A 16,998-nucleotide genomic window follows, 5' to 3' on the forward strand; every position below is an offset into this window, starting at 1 on the left:
TGCGGGCCGCCATGGACCGTCCGCGGGCGCTGGCCGAACGCATGGCGGACGGCACGCGCGTCGTGCTGCTTCCGGGCAACGCGCGAGTCCTGGACATCGACGCGAACACCGGGCCCGCGACGGAACGGGTGGTCGCCCAGAACCACGTCCTCCTGGTGTCGGTCCAGGCGGACCCGCTGGCCAACTGGAACTCCCCCTACTACAAGGCGATGTACGGCACCGTGGTCCACGAGATGGCCCACGTCCTTCACCAGGCCCTCACCCCTCGGGACAAGGGACTCATCGCCGGGGTCTTCCGTGAGAACCGTGCGGCTGACGCGGCCGAACTGGCCACGCGCGCCCCGCAGGAGCTGTCTCCCCGATGGCCCAACGGACGGCGCTGGGGAGGGAGCGGGCCGGACGGAGAGCCGGTCGGGGAGAACTACTCCGCCCGCAACGACCGGGAGTTCTTCGCCGAGCTGGTCGCGGCATGGCTGGGCGTCAACGTCCAGGAGGACGGCTTCAGCGGGACCCGCGCCAACAACGAAGCGCGGTGGGTGCGCGAGGAGTACGGGACCCGCGCCCCCCGACTGGTGGCACTGCTCGAACGGCTCTTCGGCCCGGGCAGGGGGCTGGGGGACACCATGCCGTGGGACAGGAGCAACGCCCGGCTGCGCAGGCTCGCGGACGCGCAGGAGGGCGCGGTCATCGACGCCCCTCCCACCCGCCGCTCCGACGCGACCGGCGTCCGGCTTCCGCTCGCGCACACGGTCATGGCCGATACCGCCGAGCTGATCCTCACGACGGACGCGACCCAGCGCATCGGCAGCAGGGAACTGGCCGCCGCCATGGACGACTGGGCCGGCGCGCTCGCCGCCACGTCTCCCGGCGGGAACGCCCACGGGCGGCGACTGGTGCTCGTCGCCGTCGCCGGTCCCGCTGACCGGCCGCACGCACTGCGACGTGCGGCCGAGGTGCGGTCCCGCGTCGTCGGCATGCTCGCCGGGCGGTTCCCGGGAAACGCGGCCTGGCACCCGTTCCCCCCGCTGACGGGACAGTCGCGGCTGGTGGTACGGGAGGACCCGGCCGCGGAGCCGAACCGCATCGAGATCACACTCCGTTTCGACGGCCCCGCCCCCGCCCGCCCCCGCCGCGCCCTCCTGCGGGCCGAGGGTCTCCTCGTCGACACGCGCCGGACCACCGGCGCACTCCCCGAACGGACCACGGCCTGGATCGCGAGCCTCATCACCGAGTCGGCGTTCCTCCAGCGCTCCGGCGCCGTCGCCGGACGGCCCGTGCGGTTGCCCCTGCCGGTGCTCACCGCGTGGGGCACCCCCGAGACCTCTTCCGGCCATGCCGAGGCCGCCCGGTCGCTCCTGCGCGACGCCGCCGAACGCCTCATCGCCGACCGCGGTCTCACCGGCGTGCTCCCCAACCCCTTCGACACGGCGGACCTGCTGTACCGCGGCTTCCGGTACGGACGTGTCGGGCAGGTCCGCGTCACGGTCTGGCGCCAGAGGCCGGCGGAGCGGGGGACGGAATCCACCGTCCCCGCCCCGGACGTCTCTCAGGGCCCGTCACGGGAGCTCGCGGCCGCCGGCGTGCCGCCGCGACGGGACGCCGCCGTCCCCCCGGCCCCGGAAGCGGCGGAAGCCGCGCGGGCCGTCCTCGAGATGCTCTCGCGGGGCACCCCGGCCCCCGTCGGCGACCACCACGTCCGGTTCCCCGCTGACCGGACGGATCCCGACGACGAGACGCGCACGCGGCTCGACGCGTGGATCAGGTCCCTGCTCGCCGAAGTCCGGACGTGGCACCGCCACGGAGGCGGCCACCGGCCCGCCCTGACCGTCGTGGCCGCCGCCGATCCCGAGGACACCGGTCCGCTGCCCCGACTGCGCGCCGAGGCCGTGCGCGGACTGCTCCACCACGCATGGGGCGAACTGACGTACACGCCGGCGACCGCTCTGCTCGCGCAGATGATCGACGCGGCCGCCCTGGTCCGGGTCCGCCGGAGGCCGCACGACGCGGACGTACGGATCGAGGTCAGCCGACCCCGGCCGCACGACCCCCTTCCCGGACCTCCCCGCGCCCTCGACGACGCGTACCCCGTCGAGGCGCCCTCGGCCGCACTCGTCGAACGTCTCCAGCGGACGGAAGCCGGCCCGGCACACCTCTCCGCGCTGCGCGACCTCCCCGCGCCGCGACGACGGGGACTCGCCCGGGACCCGGGTTACCTCGACTGGCTGACCGGCCGGCCCGACTTCGCCCACGCCGCCGCCGTCCTGCTGCTCGAGACGGAGCCCGGCCTGCGCAGGCCGAGGCAGGCACGGGACCGGGCGGAGCGGGAACTCCGGCGCATGGCCGTCGACCGCGCTCTCGTGGCAGAGGTGATGCGGGCGGGCGGACGGGTCGCCGTCGTCCCCGACACGGCCTCCCTGGACCGAGCGGGGGCCATGCGACCGGTCGAGCGCCGGCCGCACCGGCCGAGCCTGGTGCGGGGCTCCTTCGCCGCCGTCCACGAGGGCACACTGCTGGACGGAGCGGGCGCGGCGGTGCCCGACGGGAACCGCGGGTTCGGCCCGGCTGCCCATGGCTTCGCGCACATCCTGTTCCACCACCTCGACGACGCGCGGCAGTCCGTCGTCCGTGCGGAGTACCGCCGACTGCTGGCCCTGGACGCGCAGCAGCTCGCCGCGCACCCGCGGGAAGTACGGGCGAACTGGCCGGACGGCCCCCGCTACGGCACCGGCTCCCGCCGTGCGGAGGAGAACGAGGCATCCACCGGCGTGGAGGAATTCTTCGCGCAGGCGTCCCTCACCCACCTCGCGATGAACGGCAGCGTCAGCCTGCCCACCCGCCGCCCGGCACACAACGGAGCGCGATGGGGCCGCGACCACTACACCGACGACTTCTTCACCCTGCTCGCCGCGGTGTACGGACCGGGCAGGGAACCCCGGGGCGTCCCCGCGGCGCTGCCCGACTCCGACACGGAGTCGTTCGTCACCGCCGACTCCGGGACCGGTCCCGAATCTCTCACCACGGCCGATTCGGACACCGGGTCGTTCGTGACGGCCGAGTCCAACGTGACGGACGATTCCGACTCCGACACGGAGTCCTTCGTGACGGCGAGCTCCGGTCCGGACCGGGCCGGGGACGGTACGGAGGCCCATCCCCTCCTCGTCGCGGACCGACCGGTCGAGGACGATCGCTTCCCCGTCTTCGCCACCACCCCGGGACACGACGGCCCGCCCCCCGGCCTGACCGCCTGGGTGAGGAACCTGGCGAGGGAATTCGAGGCCCGCCGGGCCACCGGAGCGGACTTCCCCACGCTGCGCGTGAGCGGACGGCCGTCGGCCGTCGGCGACGACCGCGGTCGAGCCGACCGGTGGGCGGAGCGGACACGACAGGCGGTCGAAGACGCCTTCACCACCGCTGTGCGCGAACTGGGCCTTCACGGAGTTCCCAACCCCGCCGCCTTCGCCCTGATGGACCTGGCCCCGTCGGCCACGGACGAGGACACCGACGCCCTCGTGCTGTCGCCCGATGCCCGGGGAAACCCGGTGGCGGTGGTGATCAGCGTGGACCGCACCGGTACCGAACCCGTGCCACCGCCCCTGCACCCGGCCGACCGCGGGGCCCTCGACGCCGTGCTGCGCCGTCACCCCGACCCCGAGAGGAACTTCGTCTCCAGCGGCAGCCCGGCGGGGCTGGACGCCACTCACCTCGCGGTGCTGGACGCCTGGGCGACCGAACTGGCGGAGGAGACGGCGGCTTGGCACGACCACGGAGGAGGCAACCGGCCGATCCTGGAGCTGAGCTACTTCCCGGCGCGGGGCGACGCCGTCGACCTGGCGGACGGGATACGTCACCACCTCGCCCTCCGGCTCGGGCAGCGGCAGGCCGGTTCTGAGCACGCCGACGCCCCGTCCCTGGCCGGAGACGCGCGGCTCCTCCCCGCGTCCTCTCGCTCGGGCCCGGCGATCCCCGAAGGCGGCCTCGTCGTCCGGGCCGCGCTGCGGCGTCCGGCTCCGGAGCGGCTGCGCCAGTACGCTCCGTCCGTCCACGCGCAGCAGTTCCTTCAGCGACGGCCCCTGAACGTCGCCGCACTGGCCGACACCCTGGTCCGCGGAACGACCGGCGAGTGGCGAGCGGCACTCGGGGCGCTGCTCCCCGCCGAGCGTCGCTGGTTGGCCGCCCGTCCCCAGGTGATCACGCGCATCGCGGGACGGCCGGACTTCGCCGACATGGCGGCCGCGCTGCTGACGGAGCCGCACGAGGACGTCGTTCGGCCCCAGCGCTTCGAGGCGGCCGTCGCACAGGCGCTGACCGGGGCCGAAACGGACCCCGCCGAACTCCTGCTCTCCGGAGCGCGCGTGATGGTGGTGCCCGGCGGGGCCGCGACGGACACCGGCACACCGGTTCCGCGGCCGGGCGAGATCCTGGTCGTGCACGAGCGGACGCCAGCCGATCCGGCGGGCCCGAGCGCGGATCGACAGGGTACGGACCGCGTCGGGGAAGCACAGGACCGGCCCGGTGAGGACGAGGACCCCGGTCCCGGAGAGTCGGGCGAGCCCGAGGGGGCCGGCCGCGTCTCCGCTTCGGCGGCCGCCTCTTCTCCGCGGGCCACCACGGACCGGCCCTCCGGGGACTCCAGCGGGACCGGAGCCCGTGCGGGCGTGCGCGAGGCCGACGGGACCGACCCCGACGAGGAGGGTGACGGCCCCGGCCGTGACGACGACGGCAGCGGCGGTCCCGGTCCCGGCCCCCTCCGGCCCGGGGGAGGGGACTCGCCCGCGGGTGGCACGCCCGCCCGCCCGGACGCCGGGGACCCGGACCGGTCCGCGGCCTCCGGCTCGCCCGGCACCGCTCCGGCGGCCGCCGCCGACGGTCCGCACCAGGGCGTCCTCCCGCCCACGGAGCCCGGGACCGCGCCGGCCGGACGCGACGACCCGGACCCCTCGCCCCCGGCCGCCGCGCCGACCGCGGTCGAGCGCGCCGACCGGATCGCCGAACAGCAGGTCTTCTCCCCGCCGGACCACCTGACCCGCGAGGACTTCCGGCAGACCATCGGCCTGGAGACCGTGGAAGCGGTCGCCACCCGCCTGCGGGACGGCGTCCTGGAAGAGCTTCCCCGGATGCTGCCGGAAGACCTCGGTGCCGCGGCGGGACGCGCGGTGGAGCGGGCGTTCACCCGGGCGTCCCTGCCGGCCACCGTGCGCCAGGCGGTCGGCGACGTTCTGGAACTCCCCCTGGGCGACGGCGCCGACGCGGGCCGCCTCCGGCTGCGGATCAGGCTCGGGGACTGGATCCAGGTCACCGACCCGCACGGGCGGCCCGTGCCCGATGCCGCCGTCCTCCGCGGGTACGACGGGTACGACCGCCGGCCCGACGAGAACCGCGAGCGGCGGGTGCAGGAGATCACCGACCGCCGTACGGCCAACACCTCCTCCGTGTCGTCCACGCGCACCGTGGACGTCGACGCGATGTTCTCGATGAGCTCCCTGCGGGCCGATCGCTCGCTCAACCTCACCGGTGGCGGGGTCCGGGGCGTGTGGGCCGCCGGGTCCGTCACCCACACCTCCAGCGCGTCCAGCCTCGCGATGACCTCGCGCGGCATCAAGGCGTCCTCCTACCGACGGGTCGACTTCCTCTTCGACGCGGGCTTCGACCTCGTCTACGACGGCCCCTCCGGTCCCCGCCAGTACCAGCGGGTGGTTCCGCACGCGCTCGTGCTCGGCGTCCCCCGCGAGCTGGCCGGCCGCGCCCCGAAGCCCGCCGGCGGTCCCGAACACGCCTCATCGCGCACGTGGCAGCACCCCACCGGGCCGATCGCGAGCAGCGAGAAGCTCCTCGGGGCCCTGGACCGCGCCGCCCTGGCGCGCCGGAACGCCGCGGACCCCGCGGCGTACGAGGACTGGCGGCCCGACGGAACGACCGGCCGTAGGGCCGCCCCGCCGGTCCTCACCGCGGCGGTGCGACTCCCCTACCTCTCGCGCATCGAGTCCCTGGACGACGCCGCGGGCGTCCGGACCGCCGTCCTGGCCGCCGCGGACGCACCCGGGAACGGCCGCCTCCGGCAGCAGCTCCACACCTTCGCCTCGGTGACCGAGCTGATGACCGGCCTGTACGAAGCGGGCCGGGGCCTGCACTTCTCCCCGGAACTCCCGGGCGAACCGAGCCGGGTGACGCTGGAGGCGACCTTCCACAACCCCGTGCTCACCACGGTCGATCCCTTCGCCCACCTGGAGGTCGAGACCGCCCTCGCGACCACCACCGGAGCGCAGGTCACCGAACGGGACCGGTTGGACCTGAGCGTTCCGGTCACCGGAGCGGCGCCGCTCGGCGGAAGCACGGTGCTGCGGCCGGCCCTCACCGGCGCGGTGCAGCACACCGTGCAGCTGTCCCGGCCCGGCGAGGGGGGAACCTCCTTCACCAGCAGGAAGGTCAACTGGAGCGACAAGGCCACCGCCGTCGTCGAGATGGACGCGCGGGTCGTCGCACGGGGCGTGCGCACCTCCGCCCGGGGCGGACGGCCGGGTGCCCACGAGTCCTGGGTCAGGGTCCGGGTGCGGATGGCCGAGGAGGAGGCCCGCGGCCTCGTCGCCGCGTACCCGCCGCCCGAGGCCCCCGCCGCGACCGGAGCCACCGACCACCGCGACCCGGCCGGCGACCACCACGCCCCGGCCGGCGGGCGGACCCCGGCGGGCGACGACGGCACGGGCCGCGACGGGCACGCGTCCGGCGGCGCCGGCGAACACGACACGGACCACCTCGCCCGCACCGCGCCGGGGCGCACGCTCCTGCCGCCTCCGCGGGAGACCGACTGGACCCCGCTGAGCTTCCTGGTCACCGACCTCGACGAAGGGGCCCTGCGCGACGTGCTCCGGCAGACGGTCCGGACCGTCGGGCAGAGGTTCCCCGGCTACGTCTCCGGCGGAGCGTCCTCGGACACGGCCGACGGGCGGGCCGCCCTGCCCGGGGACCGGGAACACCTGGCCAACTACATCGCGCTGGCCAACGTGCTCCAGCCGGAAGGCGTCGCGGCGCGGCTCTCCGCCATGCTCCAGGGCCACGAGAGCGTCGTCCTCACCCGCACCACCCCCACCGGCCAGGAGCGCCTCTTCCTCGGCGTCCGCGCCGTACTCGACAAGGACTCCCTGGTCTACGGCGGCAGCGATCCGCTCGAGAACGAGCTGATGACGAGCGCGCGCAACGACATCGGCCTCGTCCGGGACGACATCCACACCGGCACCGTCTCCGGAGACCTCGTGGCAGGGGTCGTGAGCCCGTTGTCCAGCCTCGCCGGGGGCGTCACCGCGTCATGGACGGCCACGCGGAGCCGGACCGAGACCGTGACCCGGCAGCTCCGCACCATCCGGGGCCTGGTGAGCCTGTGGGGAGCCCGGTTCACCGGACGGATGAGGATCGAGGTCACCGCCCGGCAGGAGCTGACGGCACCGCCCGGGACGGCGGCCCCCGCCGGCGGGCCCCCGTCCGGCGGGACGGGGCTCCCGCTCACCGCAGCCGTGCCCTCCGCCCGCACCGGTCCCGGTCGCCTCGCCGACGCCGGGGAGCGCGCGGAGCCCGGCGCGTCCGCGGAGGACACGGCCTACCGGATGCCCGGCGGGCTGGAGCCGGTGGCCGAGGAGCCCGGCCTTCCGCTGCCCGTCACCACGCCCGCCGCGCGATCCGGCGCCCCCGGACGCGCGGAGGAGGGCGCCGCGGACGCGCCCGGCGCCGGCGACCCGCTCACCGTCGTCGTCCCCGACGTGCGCGTCTCCCTGATCCTTCCGGAGGACCACCTCTACGAGCGCCTGCCCGACGGGACCGTCCACCCCGTGCCCTCCGTGGACTCGGCGCTGGACGAGGACGGCCGGCCCGTCCGTGTGCTCCGCCCCCGTTCGGGCGCCGGCGAGGTCTGGAACCCGCGGCCGGAGGAGTGGGGCGGGCACGCGGCCTTCCACCTCTTCCCCACCGGCCGGGCCATCCCCGCCGTGGAGTCCGCGCTGGCCGAACTGGGCGCCGCCCGCCTCGACGCCACCGACCGGGCCGCCCTGCACAGCCTGCTGGGCACGCTCTCCACGCGCGTCCGCGACCACTCCGGAGAGTCCCGCCGGCTCTGGGAGCGGAAGGTCCGGGAGAACGCCTACGGCGACCGCCTGTTCGCGCGGGTCTCCGTCCGGGCCGTTCTGGAGGAAGTGGTGTCCCGGGGGCCGTTCTTCGCCGGCACCGTCGTCTCCACCGGCGAGACGGCCCACGTGGCCACGGCACTGACCACGAGCAACTCGGGCTGGACGGCCGGCGGTGGCGCGGAGCTCGGCACCCGCGTCGCCCCCGCGACCACCGGCCGCATCGCCTTCGGGCCCCGCCGGGGCTGGGACAGCCCCGTGACGGACGCCGGCGAACACCAAGGGCGCGCCGAGTCCACCAACAGCGGGATCGCCACCCACGTTCTCGGACAGGCCCGGCTGCGCCTGGAGTTCACCGTCGCCACCTGGTGGTCCCACCCCCTCCCGGCACCCGGCGGCACACCGCGCGAACACCAGGAGCGCACCCCGGCGGTCGGCCTCGGAGGCCTGGTCGTCCTGGAGGCCGGGGAGGCCGCCGGGCACGGGCTCCTTCCCGCGGACCACGAGGCGGCGGTCCGCCCGCCCTTCCCCCGGACGCCCGGGGACGCCGTCGTCCCCGACGTCCGGGACGGACTGGGCACCACCCTCGTCGCCGACGTGCCGGACATGACGGGCCTCCTCGCCGACCGCATCCTTCCCGCGCTCCGCGGCCGGATCGACGACCAGCACCTCCGGGACGTGGCACTGGAGACCTTCAAGGTGCTGTCCCCGACCGGACTTCCCGCCCTGCTCGACGCCCTCCTCTCCGGCCGGGTCACCTTCGGCGTCGCGGCGCGCAACCCCTTCGTCAACAGCTACGTGGAGCTTTCCTTCGAGGCCGAAGCCGGGCCGGGCACGCCTCAAGGGCCCAGTCAGGTGCTCCGCATGGCCGACATGCGGTCCGCCCGGGTGGCGCTCGCCACCCGGACCGCGGCCGCCCAGTCGTCGGTCGCCCTCAACCTCGCCCTCACCTTCGGCCACCAGATCGCCGCCCCCTTCGACATCGCCCGGGACCTCTGGGCCGTCCTCGGCGGAAGCGGGGGCAGGGGCAGCGGCGCACGCTCCTCCTCCACCGCGGAGGAATGGCTCAACACCATGCTGCGCACCACGCACCGCCCGCTGGAGAGCCTGCACGGCCTCACCCTCCGCGTGCGCGTCAGGATCCTCAAGGGCGGAACCTCGGTCGCCGCCCTCGGCACCACGCGGACGCTGCCGCCGATCGAGTACCACCGGCCGGGCCTCCGGCTCGCCTTCCACCCCGCCACGGCCCGGCCCGAGGGCGAGCCGCCCGCGCGCCCCGCCCCCGTCGTACTGAGCCCCGCCCCGGACCCGGCCGGCCACAATCCCGGCATCCCCCTGCGCGCCGACCTGCTCCTGCGCACCGATCTGGGAGCCCTGGGCGGCCTGCGCCACTTGGTGGAAGAGGCCGAACGGATGCTGGACCAGGCCGCCGGGGGCACCGCCTTCCCGTCCTGGTTCAGGACTCCGGCCACACCGCGCGCGGCACTCGCCGCGGTCCTCGGCCACAGCTTCCTCAGCGGCCGGCTCGGCGACCTGGTGGACGGAGGCGTGCGCGTCCGGATGTACCTGCCCGGCCTGGCGGCGGGGACCTCCGGCGTCTTCGGCGTCCACCTCGCCCTGGGCCCGCTGCACCGCACCGGAGCGGCGCTCGACCACAGCGTCCGCAAGGAACTCACCCGCGCCGCCCGCCGCGTGTGGACCGCCCGGGAGACCACCGGCACCCTGCGCGTCCAGCCGAGCTTCCGCACGGGCCAGCTGGCCGTGCACGGAGCCGCCGTCGACGAGCACCCCGAGCTGCTTCCGCTCGGCCACGAGGGCGCGGGCGAGACGACGCACCTCCAGACACGTGCCGTCACGGACACCGGCGGCGGCCGCGTCGTCTCGGAGACCGGCTCCAAGGACGACGTGCCCCGCATGGTGGAACTCACCGCGGACGACGCCCTCTACACCCTCGTGTGGACGCCCGACGACGGCCCCGAGCAGACGACCAGGCTCCACGTGCGGGAGCGGGTGCTGAGCCTCTTCGTCGACGAGGCCAAGGCCGACCTGCTCACCGGTCTGCTGCCGTCCGAGCCGAGCGCCTTCGGCATGAGGAAGGACAAGGGCCCGGCGGCGCCGGCCGGAGCCCCGGAGCGCCCCGCCGCCCCGGTGCTTCCCTACGCCGACAGCGAGCTCGTCGCCGACCGCGACACCGGCAAGGCCGCCGACTGGGCGCGCCGGCTGCGGGCCGCCGCCGTCCCGCCGGCCCCCGGGCTCCGGGACGATCCGGACTTCCCCGCCGGCCCGGTCCAGGCGTGGGCCCTGTGGGAGGCCGCCCGGCGCGAACACCGCGCGGCCCGGCGCGAGGCCGTCCGGCTCGCCCTGCTGCGCGACGCGTCCTCGGGCTCCCCCGACAGCGCCGTCGTCCTCGAAGCCGCCCGGCGGCACGAGACGGAGCTCCTGCTCCGACAGGAACGGGCCGAGGAACACCTCGCCGCCTGGGGGCTGGACGAGGCGACCCGGCGAGAACTCGTGGACGCCTTCGACCGGCGCTGGACGCACGGACTCGCGGGCGGAGCCCCCGGACCGGTCGAAGACCTCCCGCGGGAGGCGGTACAGGAGGAGGCCGTCCTTCAGGAGACGGCCCTCCAGGACGGGCGACAGCCGCAGGCAACCGCACCGGAGACGGCTCCGGCACAGGCTCCGCCCGCCGGTCCCGATCCGGCGCCACCCGCGACGGCGGGGCCCTCCCCGGCCCCCGCACCCGCCGCGCGCACCGTCGTGGACTTCGCCGAAGGCGCCCTGTCCATCAGTTCCGACGACGCCCGGCGGATCACCGAACTGGCGCGCCAGTACGCGGAGTTCGCCCTCGAACAGGACTCCCTCGGACGGACCCCCACGGCCCGCGTGGAGGCCGGAGGCAACGGCGGCCCGTCGTGGCTGCCCGGCATCCGGACCTGGCGCCGCGACCGGGGCCGGTTCCGTGCCGTCGGCGTGCACCGCCTCTTCCGCGACGCCCTCGAACGGCGGCTCGCCGAACTGCAGCCCGACCGCCCCGAACCCCTGACCGCCGACGACCTCCTCGCCCCGCCGCGGTCCCGCGGCCGCGCCCTGCCCGCCGGCGGCGACGCCGGAAGCACCTCCGCGGACCCCCGGGCCCTGACCCGCCAGGCGCTGATCCTCATCGAGCCCCACCGGGACGGAGTGGCCGAGGCCACCGCGCCGGGCGGACCCGAGGTGCCCGCTCCGGCCGCCGGGGACGTCCCGCGCCACCCCTGGTACATGGACCACGGCGCACTCGGCGAGCTCGTCGTCAGCGCCGCCCCGCGCGGTTCGGTCCCCCGCGTCCGCGAGGCGGCCCGGGCCATCGCCCGGCAGCTCCCCGCCTCCGGCCTGCACGGGCCGGTCACGCGGGAGATCACCGCCCTCCTCACCGCGACCCCCGACGACCGGTGGACCGAACTGCTCCGCACCGGACGGGTGCTGGCCGTGCGCGACGAGGTGACGGGGCGGCGGCATCTGGTCTGGATCCAGGCCCACCTGCGCGGCCCGCGACCGCTGCCGCCCGCCCCGGCGGATCCGGACGCCCCCCGGGAGTACCAGGTCGGGTTCGCCTCCACCACCGCCCGGACCGAGACGTCCCGCGAGACGACCCGAGGCTGGGACGGCAAGCTGCTCCTGGTGCTGGGGCTCGGCTCCCGGTCGCTCTCCGCCCTCGTCCCCGGTCTGCCCTACGCCGCCGCCGACGTCGTCCGCGAGGCCAGGACCTTCGTCGAGTCCAAGGTGATCAGCGGCCGGAAGCTGTTCGTCCGGGGACTCGTCCCGCTCCGCGCCGACCTCGGGGTCACCGTCCACGTCGACGGACAGCCGCGGGCCGGCGGACTGCTCCCGGTCGGGCTGACCACCCAGGTGCCGGAGGAACTCGCCGTCCCCCGGGCGCGCCCCGGCACCTTCGGTCCGGGCGTACCGGTGGACACGGACGCCGGGACGCCCGGGGACGCCGGCGCTCCCGCCGCCCTCCCGGCCGGGACGGAGCCCGGCTCCCGTTCCGCGGCGGTCCTCCCGCGTCCCGCACCGGATCCGGCCCCGCCCGGATCGGGCCCCGTGCTCCACCTCCCGGCGGACGGACCCCACCGCTTCCCGCGGGGGCGCGTCCTGCTCAACAGCCTGGACCTCACCGCCGCGCTCACCGCGCTCCAGCGGGAACTGCTCGGCGCGGGGCTCCCCGCCCCCACCGCCGCCGAGATCGTCCGGCAGGTGCAGAGGACGGTCAACGAGCGCGAGGCGCGCAACCGTTCCCAGTGGTGGCTGGGCGGCGGCGACATCGGCGGCCCCCTCCGCACCGGCGCCGTCGAACCGGGCCTGCTGCGGGGCGGCCCGCGCGCCGCACAGGCCCGCGCGGTCCAGGCGCTGCGCGAGGAGACCGCCGGTGCGGGACTGCCGGCGGAGGCCCTGGACGCACTGGCGGAAGAAGCGCGATCGGTCCTCCTCCGCCCCGTACGGCTGAAGACGACCGGCCGGAGGAGCGGCCCCGGCGGCGCTTTCCGCCCCCGCGTCGCGTTCTCCGCGGGCGGCGGCGCCGGCCGCCGGGCGCTGCGCGGCCTGGTGGCCGCCCGGCTGCGCGCACTCGGCCTGCCGGGCGAGGAATCGGACCGGATCGCCGACGCGGTGCGCGCCGCCGCCGACGGAGCCGCCTCGGCCCGCCGGGTCCCGCTGCCCGGCCTCGGCCGCGGCTTCCAGGGCCACGTGGTGGTGCGCGTGAAGCCGAAGGCCCTGTGGTTCCTCCGCACCGCGGACCTGAGGGTGCGGGAGGACCTGGGCACCGGGCGCACCGGCGGGGAGGACCGCACGACGACCAGCGCGGCCGAGATCGGCATCGGCCTCAACCTGCTCGGCCTGAACGCCCTTCCGGACGCTTCCGGCACCCCGGGCACGACGGACCACCGGGACGGCCCCGGCGACGGCTCCGACCACACGGGCCGCACCCTGGGCGGCACCCTGCCGTTCCTCGGAGCCGCCCGGCGCACCGAACGCGGCGCGGGCAGCGGGTACCACCACCAGACGCTCAGGCACACCGTCCTCAACACCACGGCCGCCTTCGCCCTGTACGGCAGCGATCTCGACGTCTCGCTCCACATCCAGTCCCGCAGCCACCCCCACCTCCGCGAGGTCCGCGCCACCGCCACGGCGGAACTGGCGGTGCCGTGGGACGACGGGCGGGGGGCCCGCGAATTCGAGACCGCCCTCCTCGGTTCCGTCCGCACTCCGCGGCTCGCCCTGCCGCAGCCGTACACCGGCCCGGCGGCCAGTACGCCCCCCGTGCGCGCGCTGCTGCGCGAGGCGGGGCTCGAACCCCCGCTCACCACCGACCGCCCGGCCCGTCTCGGCCTGCCGCTGCCGCCGCCGCACCCCCGCGAGGACCGGATCACGGCGGCCCGGGCCGGCACCGGCCTGGCGACCGCCCTCCACCTGCCCGGCAGCGAACTGGCGAGGGAACAGATCCACCGGGCGCTGCGCCAGGTGTTCTCCCTGCCGCCCGGCACCGCCTTCGGACTCGCCGCCGACCGGGAGCTGGCGGTGCACTTCGGGCGTCCCGCCCTGGAGGACCTGCCCGCCCTGCTCAACGGGATCGTGCACGACGTGACCCTGCGGGGCGGGCACCGGGCGCGCGTGGCGGTGCGCGGCTTCCTCATGGAGCGGCTGCCGGAGGCCGGCGGCACCCACCGGATGGTCGTCGACAACCGGTCCCTCGGCAACGACACGGCCACCGCCCCCCGCACGACCGGCCGCCAGGTGGAGGCGGGCGCCGGCGGCGGAGCCCGGGTGGGCCTGGGCCCCGTCCGCCTCCAGGCCGGCGGGATCCGGGCCGGAGGGGCGCTGGGGCACACCGCCGCGGACGAGTTCACCGGCACCCTCGGCCGCTACTTCCGCATGGAGACCGCCGGCCCCGTGGAGGAACACGTCTACAACCTGATCCTGGAACTCTCCGTCCGGCCCCTCACCGGCCGCGCCCGGCCGCTGCGGTGGTGGATCGACCGCCCCGGCGAGGTCGTCGCCCAGCTGGTCGTCCCCCACCAGTTCGTCCAGGACGAGCCGTTCGACACCGGGGAACTGCACCGTGTCGGCCGCGCCAGGGCCGCGGACCGGCCGACGCCCGACCGGAGCGGCGCACTGGACCTGCGGCGGGGCGGCACGGGCGGCCTCTACCCGGTCTTCACCCTGATGCCCGAACTCCAGGCACTGGCGGCACGGCTGTACGCCTCGGTCAACGGCCTGGGGCCGGCATGGGCGGCCGACCGGGCCAACTGGCCGCGCGAGCTCCTGGACGGCCTCTCGCCCACCGCCCTCGCCGCTCGCATCGGAGCGCTCACCGCGGACGGCGGCCTCGTCCTCGCGCTGCCCCGCCGCGCCGACGGCCGGCACCAGGCCGTGCGCGTCACCCTCCGGATCCCGGACAGTCGCGACCTCGGCCCCACCCCGGACGACGTGGTCATCGAACACTACGTCCAGCACAAGGACGTCCTGGCACGCGAGCGGACCGGCGAACGCGAGGTCTTCCTCACGGCCGACGCCGGGCCGCAGGCGCGCTTCGGAGCCGAGGACGGCGGGCCCGCCGGCCGCGTCCTCCTGCTCGGACAGCTCACGGCCACGGCGTCGCTGGGCACCAGCACCAGCGGCAAGGACGGCCTCGTCACGATCTCCCGCGCCACGTACACGGAGCGGCCCCACCGGATCGCCGCCGACCTCGAGTTCGACGTCGTCGTGACGTCCTGGGCCGACGGCGGCCGGCCCCGGTCGAGCTCCGGCCGCCTGGCCGTCTCCGACGGCCTGGAACTCCTCGTGCCCCGACGGCGACTCGCCGACCTGCGCCCCTCCGGGGCGGCCGACGAGGACACCGCGTCCGCACCGGCCGCGGACGACCCGGCTCCTCCCGGGCCGGCCGGCACCGGTTCCGTCCCCTCCGGGACCGCGGCCCCCGCCTACGCCGACCGCCACGTCGTCCTGGGCGCCTCCCACGTGGAGCGGCTGCGCACCGACGGCCTGCTGGAGCACGTCCTCGCGGAACTCGGAAGGCAGCGCATGGTCGCCCCGGACCGCCCCGGACTGCTGGAACGCGCCGTCCGCGGCTCCTTCTCCGACGAGGCGCTCCAGTCCGCCTTCAACGAGCTGGCGGGCAACGGCCTGCGCAGGCTGTTCCAGCGGAACGACTTCGCGGGCCTGGCCCAGGACTTCTGGATCGAGGTGAGCCTGGACGGGATCGACCGGCCCCACGCGCGACGGCCGCGCCCCGAAGTCCTGTTGACCCTGCGGCAGGAGAGCGTGCGCGGCACGGGAACCGGCGAGACCCGGGCGGCCGGCCTCGGCGGCGGCCTGGCCGTCCGTGCCCGGGCGGGCGACGGCACGGGACACGGAGGCGTCGAGGCGTCGGCCGGCTACCGGTCCGGCGTCCGGTCGTCGCGCCAGGAGAACGGCACCGTCCTGGACATCAGCCGGGCGACCAGCTCGCCCGGCTCCACCGAGCTGACGGCCCGCCTCCGCCTGACCGTGCGCATGGGATACGGCACCACGGCCCCCGAACTGCTCGACCTCGCGGTCCGGCCGCTGAAGGACCTCGTGCTCCGGACGGGAGCCGCGCTCGGCGGGCCGCTCGCCGCCGCCGAGGCGTGGGAGGCGGCCCGTCCGCTGCAGTGGCGGTACGACAGCGCCCGGGACGGGAAGCCCATCGGCGGAACCGTCCGGCTCCTCGTCCCCGAGCACCTGACGTCCGCACCCCCGCCGGACGGCACTCCGCCCGACGGCACCGGCGACTGGCTGGGGCGTTCGGAAGGCGTGGACGCCCGTTGGCAGCGGGCCGGCGAAGCCGCGCGGCCCGCCCCGGAAGCCCTGATCGAGCGGTTGCACCCCTGGGACTTCCCGGCCGCCGCCGCCGTGCGGCGCTGGGCCAAGGTCGTCGCCCTCGCGGGCGAGGTCCCGGACCCGGCCGCCCCCGGGCTGCCCGAGCGGATCCCGGGGCTCGGACTGGAGACGCCCGAGGGCATGCGGTACGCCCATGACACGGACCACGGCATGCTGCTGCCCGGCCTCCCCGACCTGCTGCGGGGCACGCACCGGCTGCGGGTGGCGGGCCACGACGTCCTGGTGGGCCTCGAACTCACCGCGGCACGGCCGTTCGGCCCGGCCGACGGGGCCCTCTTCAGGAGCCGCCGTTACCAGCAGCACGGCAGCGACCCGGTGGACGCCGTGGAACGCTCCCGGGGCTGGCGCCTGGAAGCCGGCCCGGAGGCCGGCGGGCCGCTGGACGAACGGCACCAGGACGTGCTGTTCGGCCGCGCGCCGGTGGAATGGGCCGTGGATACGGCCGACGGGCGGCGCGGCGGCTCCGGCAGGGTGGAGGAGCACAACAAGGAGGTCCGGCGGAGGTACCGCGACCACGCCTTCGACGGCGTGCTGCGGTTCACCGACACGCGGACGGGCCGGACGCTGCGGGTGACAGTCCCCCGCGCCCTGGTGGGCATGCTGCCCCTCGGCCCCGACGGGCGGCCGTCCGGCGACCTGGAGGCCTCGGCCCCCTGGCTCTTCACCCGCCCGGACGCCCCGCACGACGACAGGCCCACCCGGAGCGACGACAAGGGCAAGGCGCGGGCGGACGACCCGCCGACGGAGGAGGCACGGCCGGACGAGGCGAGGACGGAGGAGGACCGGCGCGAAGCCTCGGCGGCCGATGCCCTCGACGCGTACGTCTCCACCCTGGAGGCGGCGGACCGCGCGCGGTCCGCCTACCAGAGCGCACTCCACCGCCTCGCCGACGAGACGGTCGCCGGCCCCGCCGGCGACCCCGACCACCAGGCGCCGTGCGCCGCCCGGGTCGACACCGCGCACAACCCCCCCCCCCTCCAGCGCCAGCCGCGGC

Annotated in this window: 1 protein-coding gene (cut by a window edge); it reads left to right on the plus strand. The window is 76.5% G+C overall.

Annotated features, from left to right (window positions below; all coding sequences use genetic code 11):
* Positions 1-16,998: part of a hypothetical protein coding region (locus AB0E83_RS27450; RefSeq protein ID WP_362117334.1), annotated on the plus strand (this coding region is incomplete at both ends). The annotated region extends 20,516 nt beyond the left edge of the window; the window shows 16,998 of its 37,514 annotated nt.

This window comes from Streptomyces sp. NPDC035033, assembly GCF_040636735.1.
In the GTDB taxonomy this organism is placed as follows: Bacteria; Actinomycetota; Actinomycetes; order Streptomycetales; family Streptomycetaceae; genus Streptomyces.